General features: G+C 69.3%; 22 protein-coding genes. 5 read left to right on the forward strand and 17 right to left on the reverse strand.

Translation table 11 applies throughout. The features are described 5' to 3' along the window. Positions 1–7: 7 nt before the first annotated feature. From ABTU82_RS01465 to ABTU82_RS01480, 4 genes are all read right to left on the reverse strand, one after another. Entirely contained in the window at positions 8–550 is a 543-nt protein-coding gene (locus ABTU82_RS01465; RefSeq protein ID WP_116646392.1) for a DUF4262 domain-containing protein, read from the reverse strand. A 60-nt stretch (positions 551–610) separates the two neighbouring features. Further along, on the reverse strand, positions 611–2,995 hold the full coding sequence (gene ligA, locus ABTU82_RS01470; protein ID WP_407171222.1) for an NAD-dependent DNA ligase LigA: 2,385 nt from the start codon (positions 2,993–2,995) through the stop codon (positions 611–613). Positions 2,996–3,056: 61 nt separating this feature from the next. Beyond that, positions 3,057–4,154: a tRNA 2-thiouridine(34) synthase MnmA gene (gene mnmA / locus ABTU82_RS01475; RefSeq protein WP_407171225.1), complete on the reverse strand. Its 1,098-nt coding sequence runs from the start codon at positions 4,152–4,154 to the stop codon at positions 3,057–3,059. Positions 4,155–4,187: 33 nt separating this feature from the next. Then, entirely contained in the window at positions 4,188–5,351 is a 1,164-nt protein-coding gene (locus ABTU82_RS01480) for a cysteine desulfurase family protein (RefSeq protein WP_407171226.1), read from the reverse strand. A 52-nt stretch (positions 5,352–5,403) separates the two neighbouring features. Between ABTU82_RS01480 and glgX the strand changes: the two genes are divergently transcribed. From glgX to glgB, 3 genes are all read left to right on the forward strand, one after another. Continuing rightward, on the forward strand, positions 5,404–7,491 hold the full coding sequence (glgX, locus tag ABTU82_RS01485) for a glycogen debranching protein GlgX (protein WP_116646388.1): 2,088 nt from the start codon (positions 5,404–5,406) through the stop codon (positions 7,489–7,491). A gap of 137 nt (positions 7,492–7,628) precedes the next feature. Continuing rightward, entirely contained in the window at positions 7,629–9,650 is a 2,022-nt protein-coding gene (locus ABTU82_RS01490; protein WP_407171229.1) for an alpha-1,4-glucan--maltose-1-phosphate maltosyltransferase, read from the forward strand. Then, positions 9,647–11,797: a 1,4-alpha-glucan branching protein GlgB gene (gene glgB / locus ABTU82_RS01495; protein ID WP_407171231.1), complete on the forward strand. Its 2,151-nt coding sequence runs from the start codon at positions 9,647–9,649 to the stop codon at positions 11,795–11,797. The genes ABTU82_RS01490 and glgB overlap by 4 nt, the downstream gene beginning before the upstream one ends. 76 nt (positions 11,798–11,873) lie before the next feature. Here the strand turns inward: glgB and ABTU82_RS01500 are convergent, their stop codons facing one another. Next, positions 11,874–12,812 (reverse strand): tetratricopeptide repeat protein, encoded by a 939-nt coding sequence (locus ABTU82_RS01500; protein ID WP_407171232.1) that lies wholly within the window; start codon positions 12,810–12,812, stop codon positions 11,874–11,876. After that, positions 12,809–14,680, reverse strand: a complete 1,872-nt coding sequence (locus tag ABTU82_RS01505) for a DUF8094 domain-containing protein (RefSeq protein ID WP_407171234.1) — start codon at positions 14,678–14,680, stop codon at positions 12,809–12,811. The genes ABTU82_RS01500 and ABTU82_RS01505 overlap by 4 nt, the downstream gene beginning before the upstream one ends. Positions 14,681–14,855: 175 nt before the next feature. On the opposite strand from ABTU82_RS01505, the gene ABTU82_RS01510 reads away from it, so the two are divergent. Further along, on the forward strand, positions 14,856–15,956 hold the full coding sequence (locus ABTU82_RS01510) for an AI-2E family transporter (protein ID WP_116646383.1): 1,101 nt from the start codon (positions 14,856–14,858) through the stop codon (positions 15,954–15,956). A 6-nt stretch (positions 15,957–15,962) separates the two neighbouring features. Here the strand turns inward: ABTU82_RS01510 and ABTU82_RS01515 are convergent, their stop codons facing one another. From ABTU82_RS01515 to rpsB, 9 genes are all read right to left on the reverse strand, one after another. Then, the gene (locus ABTU82_RS01515) at positions 15,963–16,688 is read right to left on the reverse strand and encodes an alpha/beta hydrolase (RefSeq protein ID WP_407171237.1); all 726 of its coding nucleotides are present in this window, start codon (positions 16,686–16,688) and stop codon (positions 15,963–15,965) included. Between the two features lies 1 nt (position 16,689). Next, positions 16,690–16,977, reverse strand: coding sequence for a hypothetical protein (locus tag ABTU82_RS01520; RefSeq protein WP_116646381.1), 288 nt, complete (start codon positions 16,975–16,977; stop codon positions 16,690–16,692). A 12-nt stretch (positions 16,978–16,989) separates the two neighbouring features. After that, the gene (locus ABTU82_RS01525; RefSeq protein ID WP_407171239.1) at positions 16,990–17,703 is read right to left on the reverse strand and encodes an aggregation-promoting factor C-terminal-like domain-containing protein; all 714 of its coding nucleotides are present in this window, start codon (positions 17,701–17,703) and stop codon (positions 16,990–16,992) included. Positions 17,704–17,762: 59 nt separating this feature from the next. Further along, positions 17,763–18,335 (reverse strand): DivIVA domain-containing protein, encoded by a 573-nt coding sequence (locus tag ABTU82_RS01530; RefSeq protein WP_116646380.1) that lies wholly within the window; start codon positions 18,333–18,335, stop codon positions 17,763–17,765. 2 nt (positions 18,336–18,337) lie between these two features. Then, positions 18,338–19,381 (reverse strand): phosphatidate cytidylyltransferase, encoded by a 1,044-nt coding sequence (locus ABTU82_RS01535; RefSeq protein ID WP_407171241.1) that lies wholly within the window; start codon positions 19,379–19,381, stop codon positions 18,338–18,340. An 8-nt stretch (positions 19,382–19,389) separates the two neighbouring features. Then, the gene (gene frr / locus ABTU82_RS01540; RefSeq protein ID WP_407171243.1) at positions 19,390–19,944 is read right to left on the reverse strand and encodes a ribosome recycling factor; all 555 of its coding nucleotides are present in this window, start codon (positions 19,942–19,944) and stop codon (positions 19,390–19,392) included. Between the two features lie 73 nt (positions 19,945–20,017). Then, the gene (pyrH, locus tag ABTU82_RS01545; RefSeq protein ID WP_116646378.1) at positions 20,018–20,737 is read right to left on the reverse strand and encodes a UMP kinase; all 720 of its coding nucleotides are present in this window, start codon (positions 20,735–20,737) and stop codon (positions 20,018–20,020) included. Positions 20,738–20,834: 97 nt separating this feature from the next. Beyond that, positions 20,835–21,662: a translation elongation factor Ts gene (gene tsf / locus ABTU82_RS01550; protein WP_116646377.1), complete on the reverse strand. Its 828-nt coding sequence runs from the start codon at positions 21,660–21,662 to the stop codon at positions 20,835–20,837. 114 nt (positions 21,663–21,776) lie between these two features. Continuing rightward, complete coding sequence (gene rpsB, locus ABTU82_RS01555; RefSeq protein ID WP_407171249.1) at positions 21,777–22,763, reverse strand: 30S ribosomal protein S2; 987 nt, start codon at positions 22,761–22,763, stop codon at positions 21,777–21,779. A gap of 348 nt (positions 22,764–23,111) precedes the next feature. On the opposite strand from rpsB, the gene ABTU82_RS01560 reads away from it, so the two are divergent. After that, positions 23,112–23,618, forward strand: coding sequence for a murein hydrolase activator EnvC family protein (locus ABTU82_RS01560; RefSeq protein ID WP_407171251.1), 507 nt, complete (start codon positions 23,112–23,114; stop codon positions 23,616–23,618). Here ABTU82_RS01560 and ABTU82_RS01565 read toward each other — a convergent pair whose 3' ends face one another. Together ABTU82_RS01565 and ABTU82_RS01570 are read right to left on the reverse strand one after the other, a co-directional pair. After that, positions 23,619–24,215 (reverse strand): DUF3060 domain-containing protein, encoded by a 597-nt coding sequence (locus ABTU82_RS01565; RefSeq protein WP_407171253.1) that lies wholly within the window; start codon positions 24,213–24,215, stop codon positions 23,619–23,621. Positions 24,216–24,242: 27 nt separating this feature from the next. After that, positions 24,243–25,142, reverse strand: a complete 900-nt coding sequence (locus ABTU82_RS01570; protein WP_407171255.1) for a tyrosine recombinase XerC — start codon at positions 25,140–25,142, stop codon at positions 24,243–24,245. Positions 25,143–25,191 lie beyond the last annotated feature (49 nt).

Genomic DNA, 25,191 nt, shown 5'->3' on the forward strand with positions numbered 1-25,191 from the left:
GGCATCCTCAGGCACGGAACGTGCCGGGTCTCGGCTGCAGCGAGCCCGCCAGCGAGTAACCGGGCTGACCTGGGAAGTGGCCTCCGTCATCGTCATAACTGAGTTGCAGGAGTCCGACAGACGCCTGGGCGGGGCGCTGGTAGAACCTGTTCGCCGCGAACGCGATCTCACCGGGGTTGGGCACCCGCTCGACGAGTACCCGTCGTCGCCCGTGTGAGAACTCCAGGAGTTGGCCCTCCGTGAGATCGCCCCCTTCCCGAACTCGTTCGGCGACATCGTTGAGCAATCGACACGAGTCGGCCGGGCCAAGACCGAAGACGAGCACTTCGGGATGACCGATTCCGAAGAGCCCCACGGTATAGGCGAACGAGGTGAGCTCATCGGACGGGGCGGCATCTGCCCTGGCGCCGTCGACGCCTGTGCCGCAGGCCGCGCAGCAGGCGTCGACGCCGACATAGACGATCTCGACGCCATACCTGCGGATCACATCAGCGGTACGACGGTCTTCTTGATCGAGCCACGCTCGGGTGGCTGAGTCGATGGTGGTCATCGGTGTTCCTCTCTCGATGCGACGAGAGTAGAACAAAGGTACGACACTCGGGCTCACCGATCAGTCGCCCGAGTCACCTCGCGGAGGGAGCGCGCTCGGGCCTTCGGTGACGAGCACATGGAACTGGGCCGCATCGATGATGCGCAGACCCAGTTCTTCGGCCTTGGCGAGCTTCGAGCCGGCACCGGGGCCCGCCGCGACGAAGTCGGTCTTCTTCGACACGCTCGAGGCGGCCTTGCCACCGGCCTGGAGGATCGCCTCCTGCGCTCCCTCGCGGCTGTAGCCCTCCAGGGAGCCGGTCGCGACGACCGTGACACCTTCGAGCACGCCCCCGACACCCGCCGCGGCGCCCGGACCGGGATGCCCGGGTGTGGCGAACCTCACGCCGGCGTCGCGCCATCGATCGACGATGTCCCGATGCCAGTCGACGGCGAACCAATCCACCAGCGAGTCGGCGATGATGCCGCCGACGCCTTCGACGGCCGCCAGCTCGTCGCGCGACGCCGAGCGGATGGCGTCGAGCGAGCCGAACCAGTGAGCGAGCGCGCGGGCGGCGACGGGGCCCACGTGGCGGATGTTCAGGGACACCAGGAGCCGCCACAGGTCTTTGGTCTTGGCCTTCTCGAGCTCGGCGATGAGCTTGATCGCCTGCTCCGACGGCAGCACCTCTCGATGATCCTTGCGGATTCCGGCTCGTCGGCGCTCGGCGGCGTCGAGCAGTTCGGCGCCGGGCGGGTAGGTCGCAGGCCCGAGTTTCTGGAACGGAGTGCGCCGTACGTACTCGCCGGTGACCTCATCGATCCGGGGTTGCCCCGTCTCGGAGTCGCGGACGACGACCTGGATCGGCACGAGCTCTTCGAGGGTGAGATCGAACAGACCCGCCTCGGTGTCGAGAGGCGGATGCTCGGGAACCTCCGGCTGGGTGAGCGCCGCCGCGGTCACTTCGCCGAGCGCTTCGATGTCGAGAGCGCCCCGCGAGCCGATGTGTTCGACGCGACCGCGCACCTGCGCGGGACACGACCGCGCGTTGGGGCAGCGCAGGTCGATATCGCCCTCCTTGGCCGGTGCGAGCGGTGTGCCGCACTCGGGGCACCGCTCGGGCATCACGAAAGCGCGCTCGGTTCCGTCGCGCAATTCGGCGACCGGACCGAGCACCTCGGGAATCACATCGCCCGCTTTGCGCAGCACGACCGTGTCGCCGATCAGCACGCCCTTCGCCTTCACGACGTCTTGGTTGTGCAGCGTGGCCTGCCTCACAACGGAGCCGGCGACGCGCACCGGCGCCATCACCGCGAACGGCGTCGCTCGCCCGGTGCGCCCGACCGACACCACGATGTCGAGGAGCTTCGTGTTGACCTGCTCGGGCGGGTACTTGTAGGCGATCGCCCATCGCGGCGCGCGGCTGGTCGCTCCCAGCTCGTCGTGGAGATCGAGTTCATCGACCTTGACGACGATGCCGTCGAGCTCGTGCTCGACGTCGTGACGGTGCTCGCCGTAATGGGTGACGTAGCCGAGCACGCCGTCGACGTCGTCGAACGTGCGGTAGTAGGGGCTGGTCGGCAGCCCCCAGGAGGCGAGGAGCTCGTAGACCTCGCTCTGCGACGCCACCGGCGGGTGCGGCCAGGCACCGATGCCGTGAACCAGGAGGCGCAGCGAATCAAGACGCGCCTGCCCTGCCTCGAGTTCGAGGCCGTCTTTCTTCTCGAGCTGCTGCCGCAGACCGCCGCTCGCCGCGTTGCGAGGGTTCGCGAACGCCGGGAATCGCCGCTCGGCGCTCAGCGTCGCCCGGGCCTCGTCGAAGCCCCTGCCTCGCGAACGCGCCTCGTCGACGACGCGCTCGCGCATCCGAGCCTGCAGGGCGTTGAGCTGCTCGAACGACGCGACGGGGATGAACACCTCGCCGCGCACCTCCACGATCGGCGGGTGCCCGGTGCCGGTCAGCCGCTGCGGGATGCCGTGCACCCGGACCGCGTTGATGGTGACGTCCTCGCCGGTGCGGCCGTCGCCGCGCGTCGCAGCCGAAGTCAGCACGCCGTTCTCGTAGCGCAGGCTGATCGCCAGCCCGTCGATCTTCAGTTCGGTCAGCCACCGCACGGCGCGTCCGGCTGCCGCCTGGGCCTTCTCGCACCACTCGCGCAGTTCGTCGGCGCTGAAGACGTTGTCGAGGCTGAGCATGCGCTCGGCGTGCTGGACCGGGGCGAACATGGTGCCGGATGCTGCGCCGACGGAGAGCGTCGGGCTGTCCTGCCCCTGCAGTTCGGGGTGGAGACGTTCGATGGCCTCGAGCCGCCGCATCCACCCGTCGTAGGTGGCATCGTCGACGAGCTCTGCGTCGGCGCCGTAGTACGCGTCGCGCGCGCCGAGGATGCGCTCGACCAGCGACGTGACCTCGTCGCGCGCCTCATCGAGGGTGAGGTCGGGGAGTTCGTCGACGCCGTCAGCCATCCCGTCAGTTTAGAGAGCGGCGCAGACATCTCCGCGGGGTGGACACCACCGCGCCGTCGCGTCAGACGATGGCCGGGACCGCCGACACGGTGCGGGCGATCGTGAACTGCCCGAGCACGCGTGTCCCGTCGTAGAGGACGGCGGTCTGGCCGGGAGCGACCCCGTCGAAGGGCTCGTCCGGCACCACGGTGACCCAGCCGTCGGCAACCGTCGCACGCGCGGGCACCGGATCCGAGTGCGCACGGATCTGCACGTCGCAGGCGAACGCCGTCTGAGCCGGCGCGCGACCGGCCCAGGAGTGGCGCTCCCCCGCGATCTCGGCGGTCGCGAGGGCCTCCTTCGGACCGACGACCACCGTGTTCGACACCGGGCGCACCTCGAGCACGAACCGGGGCTTGCCATCGGCGGCCGGAACCCCGAGCTGGAGCCCCTTGCGCTGACCGACGGTGAAGGCGTGCGCTCCGTCGTGACGACCGATCACCGCGCCCGATCGATCGAGGATCTCGCCCTGCTCGGCGCCGACGCGCTCGGCGAGCCATCCGCGCGTGTCGCCGTCGGGGATGAAGCAGATGTCATGGCTATCGGGCTTCTGCGCCACGGTCAGCCCGCGCTCGGCGGCCTCGGCCCGCACCAGCGCCTTCGACGGCGTGTCGCCCAGCGGGAAATACGTGTGCGCCAGCTGCTCGGCCGTCAGCACGCCGAGGACGTAGGACTGATCCTTCGCGGAGTCGGACGCCCGGTGGAGCTCGAGCCCGTCGGGTCCGTCGACGAGGGTCGCGTAGTGCCCCGTGCACACCGCGTCGAACCCGAGCTCGATGGCGCGCTCCAGGAGAGCGGCGAACTTGATCTTCTCGTTGCAGCGCATGCAGGGATTGGGGGTGCGGCCCGCGCGGTACTCCGCCACGAAGTCGTCGATCACGTCGTCGCGGAAACGCTCGGAGAAGTCCCAGACGTAGAACGGCATCCCCAGCTTGTCGGCCGCCCGCCGGGCATCCATGGCGTCCTCGATGGTGCAGCATCCCCTGCTGCCGGCGCGGAGCGTGCCGCCTGCGCGCGAGAGGGCGAGGTGCACGCCGACGACCTCGTGGCCCGCGTCGACGGCTCTGGCGGCCGCGACGGCCGAATCGACGCCACCGCTCATGGCTGCAAGAATCCGCATTCCTCCAGTCTACGGAGCGCCGCGCGCCGGGGCTCAGCGAGCGGCGGCGGCGCGCTCGTAGGCGAGCGGCAGCGCACGGGCGACGGCCTCAGCATCCGCGGCGGTGGAGGTGCGTCCGAAAGTGAACCGCAGCACCGAGCGCGCGTCGCGTTCGCTCCGCCCCAGAGCCAGCACGACGTGCGAGGGTTCGGGAACACCGGCCTGGCAGGCCGACCCCGTCGACACCGACACGCCGGCCTGATCGAGCAGGAACAGCAGGGTCTCCCCCGCCGCGCCGGGGAACAGCACGTGCAGATTGCCCGGGATGCGGTCGACCGGGTCGCCGAGCACCTCGGCTTCCGGAAGGGCGTCTCGGATGCTGCGTGCCAGCGCGTCGCGAAGACCGTCGAGACGCCGCGCCTCCTCTTCGCGCTCGCCCACGGCGAGCTCCGCGGCCACGGCGAACGCGGCTGCGCCGGCGATGTCCTGCGTCCCGGCTCGGAGGCCCCGCTGCTGCCCGCCGCCGTGCTGCAGCGGCGTCGGGGTCGCCGCCCGGCCCACGACGAGCGCACCGACGCCCACGGGCGCTCCGACCTTGTGCCCCGATACGCTCACGGCGACGAGCCCGGTGGGGCCCGCCGCATCCGCCCGCCACCGCCGGAAGGACACCGGCAGGTGTCCGAAGGCCGAGACGGCGTCGAGGTGGAGCGCGACCCCCGCGGCTGCGGCGGCAGCGGCGAGTCCGGCGGCGTCGTTGACCGTGCCCACCTCGTTGTTCGCCACGAGAGCGGTCGCGACCGCCGCGCCGGGAAGCGCGTGCGCGAACGCGCCGGGATCGATGCGACCCACCGCGTCGAGGGGCACCGGGACGACCGCGGCGCCCTCGTGGTCGGCGAGCCAGCGGACGGCGTCGAGCGTCGCGTGGTGCTCACCATCGGGCAGCACCACAGAGGCGGCAGCCGGACGCCGTGACCACCACAGTCCCTTGAGTGCGAGGTTGATCGACTCGGTACCACCCGAGGTGAACACCACCTCGACCGGGTCGCAGTCCAGCACCGCGGCGAGACGCTCGCGAGCGCCCTCGAGCACGCGGCGAGCCGCCTGTCCGCCGCCGTGGATCGACGAAGCGTTGCCCACGACGTCCTGGGCTTCGAGCCACGCGGCTCGCGCCTCGGGGCGCAGCGGCGTCGTGGCCGCATGATCGACGTAGACGGCCACGCCGCCTCCTTGCGTAACTTTCCGGACTTCCGGCCTCATTACTCTAGGACGCATGGTCCGCACCGAGACGCCCTCCGTCCTCTCCGGCCCCCGCTTCCTCGGTCCCGCGCTCGATGACCTGGGCGTGCGACGGGGCGCGGACGGGATCGCCACCCTCCGGGTGTGGTCGGGCACCGCCGACGCGATGGATCTCGTCGTCTTCGACGACACCGATCTCGACTGGGCGACCGCGGTGCTCCCGATGTCCGACGCCGGTGACGGCGTATGGAGCGTCACGAGCGAGCTGCTGCGTCCCGGCGCGCGGTACGCGATCCGGGTCAACGGTCCGCACGGCTCCGGGAACACCTTCAACCCGACGACACTCCTGGTCGAGCCGTACTCCCGAGGCCTCGTCTCCGGCGGATACGAGGACTGGCGCTCCGTCGTCGTCGACGGCGGGTTCGACTGGGGCGACGCGCGCAAACCGCGCATCCCTCTCGATCGGACGGTCATCTACGAAGGTCACGTCAAGGGCCTCACGAAACGCCACCCCGATGTGCCCCCGGCGCTCCACGGCACCTACGCCGGCCTCGCGCATCCCGCAATGATCGAGCATCTGCAGACGCTCGGTGTGACCAGCGTCGAGCTCCTGCCCGTGCACGCTTTCGCCACCGAGCCACGGCTGCTCCAGCTCGGGTTGACGAACTACTGGGGGTACAACTCCCTCAACTTCTTCACCCCTCACGGTGCCTACGCGACGGCCGAGAGCCGGCGGGAGGGGCCGGAGGCCATCCTCCGCGAGTTCAAGGGCATGGTGAAGCTGCTCCACGAGGCGGGCCTCGAAGTGATCCTCGACGTGGTCTACAACCACACGGCGGAGGAGGGCATCGGAGGGCCGCGCACGAGCTTTCGCGGCATCGACAACCGCAACTACTACCGGCAGACCGAAGACGGCACGTACATCGACGTCACCGGGTGCGGAAACGCCGTCGACACCTCGACCGACGCGGCCGCGAGACTGGTGATCGACTCGTTGCGCTACTGGGCTCAGGAGGTGCAGGTCGACGGTTTCCGTTTCGACCTGGCGGCCACACTCGGCCGTGACGAGACTCACGCGTTCACCCCGCAGCATCCGCTCCTGCAGGCGATCCTCCACGACCCCCAGCTCGCCGACGTGAAGATGATCGCCGAGCCCTGGGATGTCGGGATGGGCGGATGGCAGACCGGCAACTTCGGGGCCGGCTGGTCGGAATGGAACGACCGCTACCGCGACCGTGTGCGCAATTTCTGGCTGAGCGACGTCGACTATGCGCGACGAGCCGACACCGCGCCCGTCGGGGTCGGCGGCTTCGCGACGCGCCTCGCGGGGTCGTCGAACACCTTCAGCGTCGAGCGCGGGCCCCTGGCGAGCGTGAACTTCGTCACCGCTCACGACGGCTTCACCCTCCGCGACCTCGTCTCGTACGACGTCAAGCACAACATCGGCAACGGCGAGCACAATCGCGACGGCGCCGACACCAACCGCTCCTTCAACCACGGCGCCGAGGGCAAGACCGACGACGAAGGCATCCTCGCAACGCGCCGCAAAGCGATGCGCAACCTGCTGGGCACGCTGCTGCTGTCGGCGGGCGTACCCATGCTGACGGCGGGCGACGAGTTCGCACGCACCCAGCGCGGGAACAACAACGCCTACTGCCACGACTCGGCGCTGACCTGGCTGTCGTGGCAGCACGAGCCCTGGCAGGAAGACCTTTTCGCCCACGTGCGCGAGCTGATCCGCCTCCGGCAGGCCAACCCCGCGTTGCGCCCGACGCGCTTCGCTCGCTCCGGCGAGTCGACGCCGTCCGCCTCGGTGATGGCCTGGTACGACGAGCGCGGCGAGACGATGTCGGAGGACCGGTGGACGAACCCGGCGCACCGCACGCTGCAGTACGTGGCCACCTCCACTCCGGAATTCGAGGACCCGAACACGGTGCTCCTGATGGTGCACGGCGACGAACGCCCCATCGACGTCACCCTTCCTCTGCTCGACGGCGTCGCACGCTACGTGCCGGTCTGGTCGAGCGCGGACGAGCGGCCCGCCGCGCAGGACGGCGCTTCAGCGCCCGGCGACACCGTCTCCCTCGTGGGCACCTCGATGCGACTTTTCGTCGCTGAGTGATCACGACGCATCTGTCAACCGCTTCCGGTCCGCTGTCATGCGCCGGAGAGCCACGGTAGGTTTCAACCGTGGCTCCGACGACGCGAACTCCTTCCCCCTCGGCGTGGCGTAGCGCCTCGTCCATCCCTGTCCGACCGGTGGTCGCGACGCCCTCTCCGGGGGCGACGCAGACTCCTCGCATTCCGCTTGCCCTCCCCTTTCCGCAGGTTCCGGGTGGCAGGTTCGACCCGACCGCCTACGTCGGCGAGGCGGTGCCGTTCACCGTCACCGCCTTCCGTGAGGGCCACGACCGCATCGGCGTGCACGTGCGGCTGTTCTCCCCCGGCGGCGACGAGTCGCTGCACCGCCTGAGCGCGCTCGGCGACGGCTTCGACCGGTGGTCGACCCTCATCGTGCCGCTCGAGCAGGGCGTGTGGAAGTTCCGTTTCGAGGCGTTCGCCGACGACTTCACGACCTGGCAGCACGCGGCCGACGTGAAGATCTCCGCCGGAGTCGACGCGGCGCTCATGCGTGAGTCGGGTGCCCTCCTGTTCAGTCGGGCCGCGAAAGAGAAGTCGCGCCCGGCCGAAGAGCGGCGCCTGCTCGAGCGCGGCGCCGTGACCCTCCGCGACCCCGCAGCATCCGACGAGACCGCACTCGAGGTCGTCCGCTACGCCGAGATCGAGAAGTCCTTCGCCCGGCGCCCGCTCGCGTCGCTGGCCACCGTCGGCGACGAGCACTCGCTCCTCGTCGAGCGCGAGCGCGCCGGTGTCGGCGCCTGGTACGAGTTCTTCCCGCGTTCCGAGGGTGCCGTGCGCGCCGAGGACGGCACGGTCGTGAGCGGCACGTTCCGCACCGCCGCCGCGCGACTGGCCGGGGTCGCCGGCATGGGCTTCGACGTGCTCTACCTCCCGCCGATCCACCCGATCGGCGAGCGGAACCGCAAGGGACCCAACAACACGCTCGACCCCAAGCCGGGCGATCCCGGATCGCCGTGGGCGATCGGCGGTGCCGCGGGTGGACACGACGCGATCCACCCCGACCTCGGCGACCTCGACGATTTCCGCGCCTTCGTGGCGGAGGCCCGACGCCACGACATCGAGATCGCTCTCGATCTCGCCCTGCAGGCCTCCCCCGACCACCCCTGGGTAGCCGAGCACCCCGAGTGGTTCACGACGCTCCCCGACGGCTCGATCGCGTACGCCGAGAATCCGCCGAAGAAGTACCAGGACATCTACCCGGTCAACTTCGACAACGACCCGGAGGGCATCCGCGCCGAGGTGCTGCGCGTCGTCCGCCACTGGATCGCGCAGGGTGTGAACATCTTCCGCGTCGACAACCCGCACACGAAGCCGCTGCAGTTCTGGGAGTGGCTCATCGCGACGGTCAACGCCGAATCCCCCGACGTCGTCTTCCTCGCCGAGGCCTTCACCCGCCCGGCCCCGCTGCAGGGGCTCGGCATGGCCGGGTTCCAGCAGAGCTACACCTACTTCACCTGGCGGAACACCAAGGAGGAGCTCACCGAGTTCCTCACCGGTCTCGCCCACGGGACGGCCGACTTCCTGCGGCCGAACCTCTTCGTCAACACCCCCGACATCCTCACCGAGTATCTGCAGTACGGCGGTCGGCCGGCGTACAAGACCCGCGCGGCGCTCGCCGCCACCGCGGCTCCCACGTACGGCGTCTACGCCGGGTACGAGCTCATCGAGAACGTCGCACGGCCGGGGTCGGAAGAGAACATCGACAACGAGAAGTACGAATACAAGTTCCGCGACTGGGCCGGAGCCGAGGAGCGCGACGAGTCGATCGCGCCGTACCTGCGCCGCCTCAACGAGATCCGCCGCGCGCATCCCGCGCTCGCGCAACTGCGCAACATCTCGTTCCACTGGACCGACGACGACGCGATCCTCGTCTACTCCAAGCACATCGACGCGGCGCTGAGTCCGACCGGTCGCGACGACACGATCATCGTCGTGGCGAACCTCGACCCGCACTCTGCTCGCGAGACCACCGTCCACCTCGACACGAGGATCTGGGGCGTGGACGGCGCAGCCGGTGAGACGTTCGAGGTGGAAGACCTCGTGACAGGAGCCCAGTGGACGTGGGGCCAGCACAACTTCGTGCGTCTCGACGCGTTCGTCGAGCCCGTCCACATCCTGCACGTGAAGGAGACCCGATGAGCCGCTCATCCACCCCCGACGACGTCGTCCTCGACACCATCGCGACGGGCAGCTACCACGATCCGCACTCGGTGCTGGGCGTCCACACCGACGCGGACGGCACCGGGGTGCTGCGCACGCGCCGTCCTCTCGCGTCGACCGTCACGGCGGAGCTCGCCGACGGCTCGAGCGTCGAGTTCAGTCATCTCCGAGCAGGGATCTGGGAGGCCGACATCGCCGCGGCGCCCGGGCGCTACACGATCACCGCGACCTACGACGACGGATCGTCGCACACCGCCGATGACCCGTACCGGCACGTGCCGACCATCGGCGAACTCGACCTGCACCTGATCGCCGAGGGGCGTCACGAAGAGCTGTGGCGGGTGCTCGGCGCGCACGAGCGCGTGCTCGACGGCACAGCGGGAGTCGCATTCGCGGTGTGGGCACCCGATGCGCGCGCGGTGCGCGTGATCGGTGATCACAACGGCTGGGACGGCCAGGCGCACTCGATGAGGTCCATGGGGGGCAGCGGCGTCTGGGAGCTGTTCATCCCCGAGATCGGTGTCGGCGCCCGCTACAAGTTCGAGATCCTCACGCGGGCGAGCAACTGGATCGAGAAGGCCGATCCGATGGCCCGTCTTGCCGAAGTTCCCCCGGCCACCGCATCCGTGGTCACCTCCTCCGACTACACCTGGACCGACGACACCTGGATTGCCCAACGGTCCTCGGCGCCGGTGACCGATCAGCCCATGTCGATCTACGAGGTGCACCTCGGCTCGTGGCGGCCCGGCCTCGGCTATCGCGACGCGGCCGACCCCCTGGTGGAGTACGTGACCCAGCAGGGGTTCACCCACGTCGAGTTCATGCCCCTGGCCGAGCACCCGTTCGGCGGATCGTGGGGGTACCAGGTGACCGGGTACTACGCTCCGACGAGCCGGTTCGGCGGACCCGACGATCTGCGGTATCTCATCGATCGTCTGCACCAGGCGGGCATCGGCGTGATCATGGACTGGGTTCCCGGGCACTTCCCGAAGGATGCTTTCGCTCTCGCGCAGTTCGACGGCGAGCCCCTGTACGAGCACCCCGACCCTCGGCGCGGCGAGCACAAGGACTGGGGCACGCTGATCTTCGACTACGGCCGCAGCGAGGTGCGCAACTTCCTCGTCGCGAACGCCCTCTACTGGTTCGAGGAGTTCCACGTCGACGGGCTGCGCGTCGACGCGGTCGCATCGATGCTCTACCTCGACTACTCGCGCAACGAGGGCGAGTGGGCTCCGAACCAGTACGGCGGCCGCGAGAACCTCGAGGCGATCAGGTTCCTGCAGGAGGTGAACGCCACCGCCTACAAGCGCTACCCCGGCATCGCGATGATCGCCGAGGAGTCCACGAGCTTCCCCGGGGTCACAGCCCCCACCTCGCACGGCGGGCTCGGCTTCGGCTTCAAGTGGAACATGGGGTGGATGAACGATTCGCTCCAGTACATCTCCCGCGACCCGCTCTACCGCGCCCATCACGAGGGCGAACTGTCGTTCTCGTTCGTCTACGCGTTCACCGAGAACTTCGTGCTGCCGATCAGCCACGACGAGGTCGTCCACGGCAAGGGCAGCCTCTTCGGCCGCATGCCCGGAGACCACTGGCAGAAGCTTGCGAACATGCGCGCCTACCTGGCATACATGTGGGGGCACCCGGGCAAGCAGTTGCTCTTCATGGGCCAGGAGTTCGGCCAGATGTCCGAGTGGTCAGAGGGCCGAGGACTCGACTGGTGGATGCTGGAGCAGCCCGCCCACGCTCAGCTCCACGACTTCGTGGCAGCGCTGAACCGCGTGTACCGCGAGGAGTCGGCTCTGTGGGCGCGCGATCACGACGGCGCGGCCTTCGGCCGGCTCGGGGGGCCCTCGTGGAACCCGAACGTCTCGGCCTTCTCGCGGCGAGACTCGCACGGGAACACCGTCGTCGTCATCGCCAACTTCTCGGGTGAGCCGGTGCACGACTACGCCATCGACCTGCCCGAGGGCGGCGTATGGACCGAGGTGCTCAACAGCGATGCCACCGTCTACGGAGGTTCGGGCGTCGGAAACTACGGCGTGGTCCACGCCGACGACCACGGGCGCGCGACCCCCACGCTCCCCCCGCTCGGAGTGCTCTTCCTGAAGCACACCGCCTCCTGACCGCGAAACCCGTTCCACGCAACGAGACCCCGACATCATGTCGGGGTCTCGTTGCGTGGAACGTGGTCTCGCCGGTTTAGAAGAGAAGCGACGTCAGGCGGCGGCGCGCGACGCCGACGCGCGGGTCGGCATCGCCGACCAGGCCGAACAGCTCGAGCAGGCGCTCCCGCACCGGAGCGCGGTCGTCGGAGGGGAGAGCCGCGAACAGCTCGAGCAGGCGATCGAACGCGTCCTCGACGTGGCCACCGGCGATGTCGAGGTCGGCCACCGCGAACTGGGCCTGCACGTCGGAGGGTGACGCAGCGGCAGCCGCCCGAGCTGCCTGCAGGTCGAGCCCCTGCACGCGATCGAGCAGACGCACCTGGCCGAGCCCGGCGCGAGCGTCGTCGTCACGCGGGTTCTCGGCGAGAGCCTTCTCGTAGGCGGCGATGGCACGCGGGTAGTCGCCCGCCTCGATGGCTTCGAATGCCTCGGCGTGGAGCGGCGGCAATGCGGGCTCCTCGGGCTCGGCAGCATCCGCCGGCTCTTCCGAGACCGACAGCGAACCGGTCACGCCGTTCTGCGCGGCCAGCTGAAGGAGCTGCGCGAAGACCTCGCGCACCTGCTGCTCGGGCACCGCGCCGGTGAACATCGGCACCGGCTGTCCCGCGACGAGAGCGACGACCATGGGGATCGACTGGGCACGGAAGCCCTGTGCGAGCTGCGGGTTCGCGTCGACGTCGACCTTCGCCAGCACGACGCGTCCGCCGAGCTCGATCACGACCTTCTCGAGGATCGGGCTGAGCTGCTTGCACGGCCCGCACCATTCGGCCCACAGGTCGACGACGACCGGAACGGTGCGCGAGAGCTCGAGGATCTCGCCGAACGTCTGATCGGTGACGTCGCGAACGAGGGCTCCGGCGTCGCCGGACGGCGCCGGCGGTGCCGCTCCCTCGGCGGGGGGCTGCGGACGGTTGCGCAGGGTGGACAGGTCCACCGCTCCGCGCATGACGGCACCGGGTGCGGGCGTGCTCACGGGATCACCTTTGCTTCGAGGATGCTGGACCGATACCCGAGCAGACGGATCTGCTCGCTCGAGCCCTGGGCGGGGACATAGAAGAAGAGCTGGTCGGAGTAGGTGGTGAAGAAGCCCGTCGACGACTCCTCGACGCCGGTGAGGGTCTTCACCGCCGGGTTGTCGAGCAGCTTGATGACGGCATCGGTGTTGGTCGGCTTCACCGTGTCGTTGTCGTTGACATTCACCGCCACGATCGCGCCGCCCTCGAGCGTCGCGAGGGCGAAGGGTTCCTGCGACCCGGCAACCGACTCGAAGGCGATCTCGGCCGTGTTCGTGCCGGTCTGCGCCAGATCGGCGGTGCGCTGGTCCTTGTTCGCCTGGATGCCGGCGAGGAGAAGGTCGCCCTGCGTGTCGAACTTCGACCAGTACTCGCTGTTCTCGCCGTTGTTGATGACGTCGGCGTACGCGGCGGCGAGGTCGTCCGGCGCGAGCGAGAGGAAGCCCGAGTCGGGCGGCACCTGGTATGCACCGACATAGGATGCGGCGACGTCGGGAAGCTCGGTGGATGCTTCGAGGCTCGCCACGTACATCGCCTTGTAGTCCGACCAGGGGTCTTCCTGGGTCAGGAGCATGATGGTCGGGGCGACAGTGGTGTCGGCGTCGTTCTCCACCACGGTCAGCACCGAACGGGGCCAGCCGTCGAACGCCTGCGGCAGCACGATCTCGACGGGCGACGCGGGGATCGCCGGCAGGGCGGGGTGCTCGGGGATCGCGGCGCGAAGGGTGTAGTTGGTCTGGCGCTCCGCCAGGGCCGCGCCGCCGAGACGGGTGGCGGCGAGACCTGCGTCGCCCGCGGCATCCGCCGAAGCGATCGTCGCGGCCATCTCGGAGACGATCCGCTCCGCCTGGTTCTCGGTGACGGCCGGGGCCTGCTGACCCTCGGGCACGATCACCGTCTCGGTGGGCGTCGGGGTGGCCGAGCTGGCGAGGTCGGGCCACGCGTCGGCCGAGCAACCGGCGAACAGGAGCGTCGTCGCCGCCACCGCAGGCACGACGACGAGGGCGCGTCGACGCGACGACACCGACCTGCGCGAGGCGGGGGCACCGGAGGTAATCACGCCCTTGTCGGCACCCTCGACGGCGAGGTCGATCGGTTCGGTCACAGGCATGGGCAGGCCCTTCCTGCGCGGGCCGCGCGACCGGCGCGAGTGCCGGATCGCGAGCACGTACAGGAAGATGCCCACGAGCAGCACGATCGATCCGCCCACGATCAACGGGCCGGCCCAGGGGGTCGTCACGGGAACGGGCCACGACAGCACGATGGTCGACGGTGCGGGTTCGCTTCCGTCCGAGGCGAGCAGCACGCTCATGGTGTCGGGAAGCTGGAGCGGCATGGTGAGCGAACCGTCGCCCTGGAACTCTTCCAGCCACAGGTCGGATCCTGCGGGGTTGCGCACGACCGGAGCGGCCGCGTCGTCACCGGCGGACTCGCCATCGGTAGCGGCCTCGTCGGCCGCCGCACCCGCAGACGCGCTGGGGCTCGGAGTGGATGTCGGGGTGGGTGTCGGGGTGCTCGTCGCATTCGACACGGCGCCCTCGCCGTCGACGGTGACCTCGGTGAAGGTCGTGTCGGCGAGCCACGCGCGAAGATCGGCGGTGCGCCCGTAGGCGGCGAAGACCGCCCCGTCGCCCTCGGCGGTCACCGTCTGAGCGCCGGGGAGACGGGTGAGGACCGCGCCGTCGATGAGCGTGTAGGCGGCCGAGCCGTCGGTCTGGATCGTCTGCGTCTCGGTAGAAGGACCTTCGAAGACCGTCCGCTGGGCGATGCCCGCTCCGATCATGACGGCAGCGATGAGGAACGCCACCACGGCCCACACGAAACGCACGAATACACCTACCCCATCGCCGGTCTCCGGGGCGGAAACCGCTACTCGACATTCCAGACTATCCAACACCGCCTGAAAGTTGTCCCGATGGGCCCGCTTCCGCGAATCACCCCCGCCGCGCCGTATTCTGACCTCACCCCCGGCAACGACCGGTCCGAGTCAGGAGCAGCGCACCGTGAAAATCCACAACCCGTTCCGCGTCGCGCTCGTTGCGACGCTGGGCGTCGGCGTCGGGCTTCTGCTGATCGGCAGCATCCAAGCACTCTCGACGATCCTGCTGTACGTCGGAACGGCTCTGTTCCTCTCACTCGGCCTCGAGCCGATCGTCGGCTGGCTCGAGAAGCGCCGACTGCCACGCTGGGCGGCGGTGCTCGTCACCATCCTCGGCGTCCTCGCGGTCTTCGCCGGCATCATCCTCGCGGTCGTGCCGATCATCGTCGACCAGATCGTGCAGCTCATCGGTCAGATCGACGTCATCGTCCAGACGAGCAACCTCGACGACATCGTCGAACAGGTGCGGCAGTGGGTGCAGACGAACTTCCCGGGCATCAACGTCGACCAGGCGTGGCAATACGTCGAGAACTGGTACACCTCTCTCGACGTCGGCTCGATCGGCGGCGAGATCGGCGGCAGCATCATCGCGATCCTCGGCGCCGTGATCACCGGTTTCGGAGGGGCGTTCATCGTGCTCATCCTGACGATCTACTTCACCGCCTCGACCCCGTCGCTGAAGTCCGCGGTGTATCAGCTCGTTCCCGCCTCGAAGCGTCCGCGCTTCATCGACCTCGCCGAACAGATCGTCGACTCGGTCGGCTTCTACGTCATCGGCCAGATCAGCCTCGGCGTCATCAACGGCGTGCTGAGTGCGATCTTCCTGACGATCATCGGCGCCCCGTTCCCGGCCGTGCTCGCCGTCGTCGCCTTCTTCTTCTCGCTGATCCCGCTCGTGGGCACCTTGACCGGCTCGACGATCATCGTCTTGACGTGCCTGATCCCGGGCCTCGGCGGCGGGGGCGGCCTCTTCGGTCTCCAGTCGCCGACTCTCGCCCTCGTCGCGGCGGTCTACTACCTCGTCTATATGCAGATCGAGGCCTACATCGTCTCGCCGCGCATCATGAACCGCGCCGTGTCCATTCCCGGGGCGGTCGTCGTGATCGCCGCCCTCGCCGGCGCGGCGCTCGGCCAGCTGCTCGGCGCGCTCGTGGCGATCCCGGTGGCTGCCAGCATCCTGATCATCTACCGCCAGGTGATCATTCCGAGGCAGAACGAACGCTGACGCGGGTCAGGACGCCTCGGGGTTCTCCGGCCATTCGGTCGGTAGCGGCAGGGCGCCCGGGTTGACCGCTGTGACGATCTCGGTGAGCACGCGCGCGGTCTGCGCCTCGCCGACCCAGAGGTGCTTCCCGCCCTCGACGGCGATCAGCTCGGCATCGGGGATCGACGCGAACCGTTCGGCGGCCTCGGCCGGGCGCAGGTAGTCGTCGAACTCGGGGACGAGGATCACGACGCGACGGTCGTCACCCGCCCACGCGGCCACCTCTTCAGGCGTTGCCCGGTGCAGCGGAGGCGAGAGCAGGATGATGCCCTCGATGTCGTGCTCGCGGGCGTACTTGAGCGCGAGCTCGGTGCCGAACGACCACCCCACGATCCAGGGGCGGGGCAGGCCCCGCTCGCGAACCACGTGCATGGCCGCAGCGACGTCGAACCTCTCCCCCGCCCCTCCGTCGAAGGTGCCCTCGCTCGTCCCCCGCGGCGAGGTGGTGCCCCGGGTGTTGAAACGCAGGACCGCCAGATCGGCGAGGGCAGGCAGCCGCGCCGCAGCCTTGCGGATGATGTGGGAGTCCATGAAGCCGCCGGCCGTGGGTAACGGATGCAGCGTGACGAGCGTCGCGACCGGTGCGGTCTCTTCGGGCAGAGCGAGCTCTCCGACGAGCCGGAGGCCGTCGGAGGTCTGCAGTTCGATGTCCTCGCGGCGCGCGGGGAGCACGATCGGTCCTCGGATCTCCATGTCAGCCCAATCTCCAGCAGTGCGTGTGCCAGTGTCGTCGATTCGCGAGGTCGGCAGCATCGCCGAGTACGCCGTCTGCGCGCCAGGTCACGACGTGCGCCGTGCCGGCCGCGATCGTGCGGCCGCACCCCGGGCAGGTGTAGGCCTTGACGGCCTTCGACGCCGAGATGGGCTGCACGGTCCATTCGGCGCCGCGACGAGTCTCCGAGCGCTTCCACCCTGCGATCAGACGGTCGAGGGAGTCGTCCGACGAGGAGGGGTCAGGACGACGGCGATGTGAGCGGGGCATGACGCGGCTCGCTCACCACCAGTGGTTGCGGGTCCAGAAGTCGTACGCGGCCGACCAGCTGCCGTACCGCCCCTCGGCGTATCCCGTCGCCCATCGCAGGTTGTCCACGGGGTCGTAGCCGTTGCCCGGCACCTTGCTGCACGGCAGGGCCTGCACGAGCCCGCAGGCCCCCGACGAGGCGTTGGTGGCGTTCGGGTTCCAGCTGCTCTCGCGCGACACGATGTAATCGACGTAGCCCCGGTCGCTCTCGGCGATGCCCGCGGCGGCCATCCACTCCGCGGCCGATCCGCCGCCGGTGTACTGCGGGCGCGCGAAGATAGACTGCGGAGATGTGCCGCCCGACGCGCTCGCACTCGGAGTCGGCGTCGGGGTCGGCGTGGGCTTCGGGGTCACGTAGACGGAGTAGCCCGCCCTGTCGAGCGATGCCGCCGCGCCGTCGGCCCCGCTCGCGAACGACTGGGCGTCGTCCATCGCGACGGCGTAGAGCGAGACGCCGTCCGACTCCGCGGCTCGCGCGTCGACGACCGCCCCTCCGAGAGGGCCGACGTAGGCGACCGCGAACGCCAGTGCGGCGCACCCGGCGAAGACCGACAGGACACCGCGACGCCGCGACCAGCGCGGCTGCGGACGCACGGAGGCCACCGGCGAGACGACGTCGACCGTCGCGTCCGACCGACGTGCGAGGCGGCGCGAAGAAGCGCGAGTCAAGTCGGTGCCGGGAGTCACAATGCGGTCGAGTCTAACGGGCGGGCAGCGGGGCTGTCACCCGCGTGGGGCGCGTCTGTTCACCCGACCGCGAGCATGACCTCGACGACGGCGTCGAGCACGGCGTCTACCTGCGTCTCGCTGTATCCGCCGCGTTGCATGCGGAAAGCGACCGCCCGTACCTGGTCGGGTGTGACGGGGTCGCCCGACGCGATGTAGCGGGCGATCTTGTCAGCCACGAGATCGACCTCGTCGATGCGGTAGCCGTACCGGAGCACGCCGACCCGGTCGAAGCGATGCCTGCGGGGCCTGGTGAGCCTATCGAGCACGACCTGCGCGGTCTGTCGCGATTCGGCGACCCAGGCGCGGGCTCCGCGCCGCGACATCGCCTGCTCGCGCTCACGAGCGGCGAACGCGTCTTCGATCCTTCCGAGCGCGGCGTCCACCGGGGCGATCGCGTAGCCCTTCTTCACGAGAGGGAACGCGGTCTCCCGAACGACCGCGGATCGCAGGGTGCCGGGCTCATCGGCTTCGAATGCGGCCCGCGCCTGCGCGAGGAACGCGTCGACGGCACGCTTCTCGTACCCCTTCTGGCGCCCGAACGTCTCGGGGAACGGCGACTCGGTCGCGGCCGTATCGACTTCGGAAGACATCGTCAGGACACCGCCAGAGGTGAGAGGAGGTAGAAGAGCGCGAGCGCAGCCGTCGCCGACGGAAGGATCGAATCGAGACGATCGAGCACTCCGCCGTGTCCGGGGAGCCAGGAGCTCATGTCTTTGATACCCAGGTCTCGCTTGACCATCGACTCTCCGAGATCGCCGATCGTGGCCGTTCCCAGAATGACCGCACCGATGATCAACCCCGTCCACCACGGCAGGCCGAGCATGTACAGCGACAGGAGCACGCCGGCGATCAGCGCCGCCACGAACGCGCCGCCGAAACCTTCCCACGTCTTCTTCGGACTGATCCGCGGTGCCATCGGGTGCCGACCGATCGTCAGCCCCGTGACGTAGGCGCCGGTGTCGGCGGCCACCGTGATGATGATGAAAGCCAGGGCCCACCACTCCCCGCCGTCCTGGCTGAGCAGGATCATCGCGAGGCTCCCGAGGAACGGGACGTACAGGACGACGAGACCGGTGATCAGCACGTCGGACAGAACCGCCCCGTACGTGCGCCCGTCATGGGAGAACATCTGCCCGAGGAGCCGCCAGACGATCAGCACGACGACGACGACCACCGTGAGCACCCAGTGCAACCAGAGATCGACGAAGTAGCCGCTCAGCATCAGCACCACGCCGCCGAGCAGCTGCGGGATCAGGTCGACGCGGCGGCCCGACGCTCGCAGAGCACGGACGAACTCGAAGACGCCGAGCGAGGTCGCGCCGATCGCGAACAGCAGGAAGATCCACTTGAAGAAGATCAGCGACGCGACGACGACGACGCCGATCGCAACTCCGATGACGATCGCGAGGATGAGATCACGGCCCGTGCGCTGCTTGATCCGCTCGTTCGCCTCTTCGAACTCCGCCCGCGCGTGTGCGACGTGGGTCTCGAACTCCGCGCGCGCCGAACGCGCGCCGGACACCGTCGTGGCGGGGGCATCGGCCGCGCTGTGCGCGCGTCGGAGCCCACCGCTCTCACGGCGGCTGATCGGAGGATCGGACGGCTCAGAGCCTTCCGACCCGGGGGCGTCGGTCACGGGGATTCTCAGACCTCGAGCAGCTCTGCTTCTTTGCGCTTGAGTGCATCGTCGATCGCGTCGACGTGCGCACGCGTCAGGGAGTCGAGCTCCTTGTCGGCACGGGAGATCTCGTCTTCGCCGATCTCGCTCTTCAGCGCATCGAGGTCATCCTTCGCCTTCCGACGGATGCCGCGGACGTGCACCTTCGCGTCCTCGCCCTTCGTGCGCACGATCTTGACGTACTCCTTGCGACGCTCCTGCGTCAGCTCGGGAAGCGTCACCCGCACGAGGTTGCCGTCGTTCGTGGGGTTCGCTCCAAGGTTCGGCATGTCGCGGATCGCCTGTTCGATGGCCTTCAGCGCCGACTTGTCGTAAGGGGTCACGACGAGCGTGCGAGCCTCGGCGTTGTTCAGCGATGCGAGCTGCGCAAGCGGCGTCGGCGTGCCGTAGTAGTCCACGAGGATCTTCTGGAACATCTGCGGGTTCGCCCGCCCGGTGCGAACGGTGGCGAAGTCGTCCTTCGCCGCCTCGACGGCGCGATCCATGCGCGTTCCTGCATCGGCCATAACTTCGGCGATCACGGTGACTCCATTCGTAAAACCTGTGCCATAACTCTAACGGCGGTGCGGCGCGCTTCCCGGGCGCGACGAACCGTCATACCGAGACGCGCGTACCGATCGGCTCCCCGACCAGCGCACGGGTGACGTTGCCGGCGGGCTCCATCCCGAACACGCGCATATCCATCCGGTTGTCCATGCAGAGGCTGAAGGCCGTGGAGTCCACGACCTTCAGGCCGCGTTGCAGGGCGTCCATGTAGGTGATGTGGTCGATACGGGTCGCCGTCGGATCCGTGCGCGGGTCGGCGGTGTAGACGCCATCGACCCCGTTCTTCGCGACCAGCACCTCGGTGCAACCGGTCTCAAGAGCGCGCTGCGCGGCCACCGTGTCGGTGGAGAAGTACGGAAGCCCGGCGCCCGCACCGAAGATGACGATGCGACCCTTCTCCATGTGCCGGACGGCGCGGCGCGGGATGTAAGGCTCGGCCACCTGTGTCATCGAGATGGCCGACTGCACGCGCGTGGCGGCACCCGCTTGCTCGAGGAAGTCCTGCAGGGCGAGGGCGTTCATGACCGTACCCAGCATGCCCATGTAATCGGCACGACCGCGGTCCATGCCGCGCTGGCTGAGCTCGGCACCACGGAAGAAATTGCCTCCGCCGACGACGATGGCGATCTCCACCTGGTCTACGGCCGCGGCGATCTCGCGGGCGATCTGGCTCACGACGTCGGGATTGACCCCCAGTTGCCCCCCACCGAATGCCTCCCCGGAGAGCTTCAGCAGAACCCTGCGTCGGGTGGAGTTCTCATCGATCACGGGTGTCGTCCTCTCGTCGGGTTCAAAGGTACCGCGCGCATGTCGCGGGCAAGACAAGAGCCCGGGATGCTGATGCATCCCGGGCTCTGGAGACGAGCTACGCGCCGACCTTGAAGCGGGCGAAGTCGGTCAGGGTGATGCCGGCGTTCTTCGCGACCTGGGCGATGGACAGCTTGTTGTCCTTCGCGTAATCCTGGTCGAGCAGCGACACCTGCTTGAAGAACGCGTTGACGCGTCCTTCGACGATCTTCGGAAGAGCTGCTTCCGGCTTGCCCTCGTTGCGGGAGATCTCGGTGACGATCTCGCGCTCCTTGTCGACGTCGGCCTCGGGCACGTCGTCGCGGGAGAGGTACGACGGGTTGGCGAACGAGACGTGCTGCGCGATGCTGCGCGCGGTCTCCGCGTCGTCACCCGAGTAGGCGAGGACGACGCCCACCTGGGGCGGGAGGTCCTTGCTCGTCTTGTGGAGGTAGATCTCGAAGTGGTCGCCCGACAGGGTGCGGACGCGACGCAGTTCGACCTTCTCGCCGATGATCGCTGCCTCGTCGGAGATGAGCTGGTCGACCGTCTGGCCGTTCGCGTCGGCGGCGAGAGCCGCCTCGGCCGAGTCCGCGGCGGCGGCGGCCGCAGCATCCGCGACCTTGTCGGCGAGGGCGATGAAGCGCTCGTTCTTCGCGACGAAGTCGGTCTCGCAGGCGAGCTCGACGAGGGTGACCTTGCCGTTCAGCTCGCGCGCGGCGACAAGGCCCTCGCTCGTGGAACGGTCGGCACGCTTCGCGTTGCCCTTCGCTCCCTTGAGACGGAGGATCTCGACGGCCTTCTCGACGTTGCCGTCAGCCTCTTCGAGCGCCTTCTTCGTGTCGACCATGCCCGTGCCGAGCTGCTCTCGCAGCGCCTTGATGTCGGCGATGGTGAAGTTTGCCATGGGGTGCTGGCTCCTTGGTTCGTATGTGGGTGACGGATGCCCGGCGCGCCCGCCGCTCCGACCGGGGTCGGAGGGCGGGCGCGCCGATCGTAGCGTCTGCGGGGAAAGCGCCGGTTACTTGGCGTCGGCGGCTTCGTCGGCGGCGACCTCTTCGGTCGACTCGCCGGCGGCGGCCGCGACGGCCTCGTCGTGCGCCTCGGCGCCCAGGGCGTCGGCGATCGACTCGGTGGCGCGCTCGGTCGTCTCGACCTGCTCGTCGGCGACGAGCTCGGTGGCCTCGGCCGTGGCCTCACCCAGGTCGGCGACCTTCTCGGTGTCGGCCGACGACTGCGCCGGAGCACCCTGCTCGAGCAGCTCGCGCTCCCAGTCGGCGAGGGGCTCGGCCTCGGTGGCCGCCTCGTCGGTGGGGTTGTGGCGCTGGATCAGGCCCTCGGCGGCGGCGTCGGCGATGATGCGCGTGAGCAGGCTCACCGAACGGATCGCGTCGTCGTTGCCGGGGATCGGGTACTGGAACTCGTCGGGGTCGGCGTTCGTGTCGAGGATGCCGATCACGGGGATACCGAGCTTCTTGGCCTCGTCGACGGCGAGGTGCTCGCGCTTGGCGTCGACGACCCAGATGGCCGAGGGGGTCTTCTGCAGGTTGCGGATACCGCCGAGCGACTTGTGGAGCTTGTCGAGCTCGCGCTTCTTCAGAAGGAGTTCCTTCTTGGTGAAGCCGCTCTCGGCCGGGTTCTCGTAGTCGAGCTCCTCGAGCTCCTTCATGCGAGCGAGGCGCTTGGAGACCGTCTGGAAGTTGGTGAGCAGACCGCCGAGCCAGCGCTGGTTCACGTAGGGCTGGTTGACGCGCGTCGCCTGCTCGGCGAGGACTTCCTGCGCCTGCTTCTTCGTACCGACGAAGAGGATGGTGCCGCCGTGGGCGACCGTCTCCTTGACGAACTCGTACGCCTTGTCGATGTAGGTCAGCGACTGCTGGAGGTCGATGATGTGGATGCCGCTGCGCTCGGTGAGGATGAAGCGCTTGACTTTCGGGTTCCACCGGCGGGTCTGGTGTCCGAAGTGGACGCCGCTGTCGAGCAGCTGGCGAATGGTGACGACGGCCATGGCCGTTCTCCTGTTCTCGGCGCGCGCACGCGCCGTCTGCGGTTGATCTCGCCGGTCCGGAGGAGCGGCGGGCCTGGTGCCCGGCGCGCACCCACCCTGAAACTTCTCAGGGACCGATGGGTGCGGGATGCCGCGCGGTGCGGTTCGAAGAACCACGAAGCGCTGAGGGCACGCGGAGTCACCCCGATACACGGGGTGCAACGTCTACTCTATCAGCGCGCCCCGCTTCCCGGGCACGCCCGCCGCTCGGGACCGGCCTCTCCTCCCCAGGCCGCCGAAGGCAAGACATTCACCACCGCGTGACCGGCGTCCGCTCCCCTGGCGCTCCGAGAGGCGAGGCTCGCTGGCATGTCGACACGCGCCCGATTCCTGCCGATCGCGGCGGCAGCAGCCGCGGTCGCACTCATCGCCACCGCTGATGCATCGTCGGCCGAGACGGTCGACCTCTCGGCGCTCGGATGGCGCTGGCCGGTCGACACCGTCCAGGTCGTCGAACCCTTCGCCGCGCCCGCGCACGCCTACGGCCCGGGCCACCGCGGAGTCGACCTGGTGTGGGACGGGGGCGCCGTGCGTGCACCGTCCGGGGGGATCATCGTCTTCGCCGGGCCGGTGGCCGGGCGCGGGGTGGTGACCATCGACCACGGCGGGGGCCTGGTGACGACACTCGAGCCGGTCGAGCCGCGGGCGGCGATCGGTTCCGTCGTCTTCGGAGGCGACATCGTGGCCGCTCAGGGCGAGGGCGGGCACACACCGCCGGGGGTGCTCCACTTCGGAGTGCGCCTCGATGGGAACTACATCAACCCGATGCTGCTGCTCGGCGGCGTGCCGCGCGCGGTACTGCTCCCCTGCTGCTGATCAACCGATGCGGTTGCGTTGTCCGTCGACCGTGACGTTCGACACCGGAGCGGTGACCGTGTTGTCGTTGCCCGAGACGACCACGTCTCCCCCGCCACCCGGTGCGGTGACCGCGTTGCGATCACCGCGGATCGTCAGAGCACCGACCGATGAAACCTCCAGCGACGCGTCATTGCCGTCGACCGTCGTGTCGCCGATGGCTTCGGCGGTAAGGGCGATGCGGTCTCCCGCGATCGACACCGCGCCCACGCTCGCGCCCCGAGCATCGACGGACACCGCGTTCCCCTCGATGCGAACGAGCGGACACTGCCCGGTCAGCACGATGGTTCGATCGCTCGCGGTGATGGTCCGCGCCTGACCGCCGCAGTCGTCCGCGTCTTCGACCGACGGCGACGGGGTCGACGAGGATCTCGCCGAGGTAGTGGGTGTGCCGGATGCGGACGACGAGGCGGATGCGGACGGCGTGGCCGAGGCGGCCGGCGCGCCGTCGGAAGGGAGGCGCGTGACGATGGGCTGCGACACCGCGGAGCATCCGGCCACGAGGAGCGCACTCACGAGGGCGAGGGCGGCGGCGAGAGAGCGGGCTCGGGTGCGCATTTCACCACCGTAGCGTCGGGGGTCGGTTCAGGCGCGGGGGTGGGCGAGGCGGTACGTGGCCGCCAGACGTTCGCTCGAGACGTGGGTGTAGATCTGGGTGGTTCCCAGACTCGCGTGGCCGAGGATCTCCTGGACGGCTCGAAGGTCGGCGCCCCCATCGAGCAGATGCGTGGCCGCGGAGTGGCGGAGGGCGTGGGGGCCGACGCTGGCTCCCACGAGCGGCGCCAGTGTGCGCGAGACGAGGTCGTACACGCTGCGGACGCCCATTCGACCGCCGCGCGTACCGAGCAGGAGTGCTCTGCCGGCCGCCGCCGCACGAGAGGCGAGCACCGGACGACCGCGCACGAGATAGGCATCGACGGCGCGCCCCGCGGGAGCGCCGAACGGAACGACGCGCTCCTTCGACCCCTTGCCGAGCACACGCGCGGTGCGACGTTCACGGTCGACGTCGTCGACATCGAGACCACAGAGCTCGGAGACCCGCATCCCCGCCCCGTAGAGCAGCTCGAGGATCGCGTGGTCGCGGAGCGCGATCGCGTCGCCCTCGGCGGCGATGTCCGTCATGGCATCGAGGGTCTCGCGCAGTGCATCGGCCGTCGCGACGCGAGGAAGAGTTCGACCGCGTTTGGGTGTCACCAGACGCAGTGCCGGATCGACGGCGACCAGCCCCTGCTCGGCCGCCCACGCGAAGAACCCGCGGACGGTGGCCGTTCGCCGCGCGATCGTCGACCGCGCCGAGCCGGCCTGGGTCACAGACCACAGCCACGAGCGCAACTCCTCGAGATCGATGCGATCGAGGTCGACGTCGCCGACATGAGATCGGAGGTCGGCGAGATCGGAACGATAGGCGCGGACGGTGGCGGGAGAGAGTCGGCGCACCTCCGTCAGCTGACGGAGGTAGACCTCCACCGCTCGCTCCCATTCCATGTGCCCAGCATGCCTTCCGTTGCCGGCGCCGCGGTGTGCCGCGTCGGCG

Source organism: Microbacterium deferens, assembly GCF_045517775.1.
Lineage (GTDB): Bacteria > Actinomycetota > Actinomycetes > Actinomycetales > Microbacteriaceae > Microbacterium.

Bases quoted from the DNA above. Each gene is read 5' to 3' on its own strand.
- rpsB (WP_407171249.1), bottom strand. From the start codon at position 22,763: ATGGCCGTCGTCACCATTCGCCAGCTGCTCGACAGCGGCGTCCACTTC.
- ABTU82_RS01465 (WP_116646392.1), bottom strand. From the start codon at position 550: ATGACCACCATCGACTCAGCCACCCGAGCGTGGCTCGATCAAGAAGAC.
- glgB (WP_407171231.1), top strand. From the start codon at position 9,647: ATGAGCCGCTCATCCACCCCCGACGACGTCGTCCTCGACACCATCGCG.
- mnmA (WP_407171225.1), bottom strand. From the start codon at position 4,154: ATGCGGATTCTTGCAGCCATGAGCGGTGGCGTCGATTCGGCCGTCGCG.
- ABTU82_RS01570 (WP_407171255.1), bottom strand. From the start codon at position 25,142: ATGGAATGGGAGCGAGCGGTGGAGGTCTACCTCCGTCAGCTGACGGAG.
- tsf (WP_116646377.1), bottom strand. From the start codon at position 21,662: ATGGCAAACTTCACCATCGCCGACATCAAGGCGCTGCGAGAGCAGCTC.
- ABTU82_RS01515 (WP_407171237.1), bottom strand. From the start codon at position 16,688: ATGGAGATCCGAGGACCGATCGTGCTCCCCGCGCGCCGCGAGGACATC.
- glgX (WP_116646388.1), top strand. From the start codon at position 5,404: ATGGTCCGCACCGAGACGCCCTCCGTCCTCTCCGGCCCCCGCTTCCTC.
- ligA (WP_407171222.1), bottom strand. From the start codon at position 2,995: ATGGCTGACGGCGTCGACGAACTCCCCGACCTCACCCTCGATGAGGCG.
- ABTU82_RS01565 (WP_407171253.1), bottom strand. From the start codon at position 24,215: ATGCGCACCCGAGCCCGCTCTCTCGCCGCCGCCCTCGCCCTCGTGAGT.
- ABTU82_RS01520 (WP_116646381.1), bottom strand. From the start codon at position 16,977: ATGCCCCGCTCACATCGCCGTCGTCCTGACCCCTCCTCGTCGGACGAC.
- ABTU82_RS01530 (WP_116646380.1), bottom strand. From the start codon at position 18,335: ATGTCTTCCGAAGTCGATACGGCCGCGACCGAGTCGCCGTTCCCCGAG.
- ABTU82_RS01560 (WP_407171251.1), top strand. From the start codon at position 23,112: ATGTCGACACGCGCCCGATTCCTGCCGATCGCGGCGGCAGCAGCCGCG.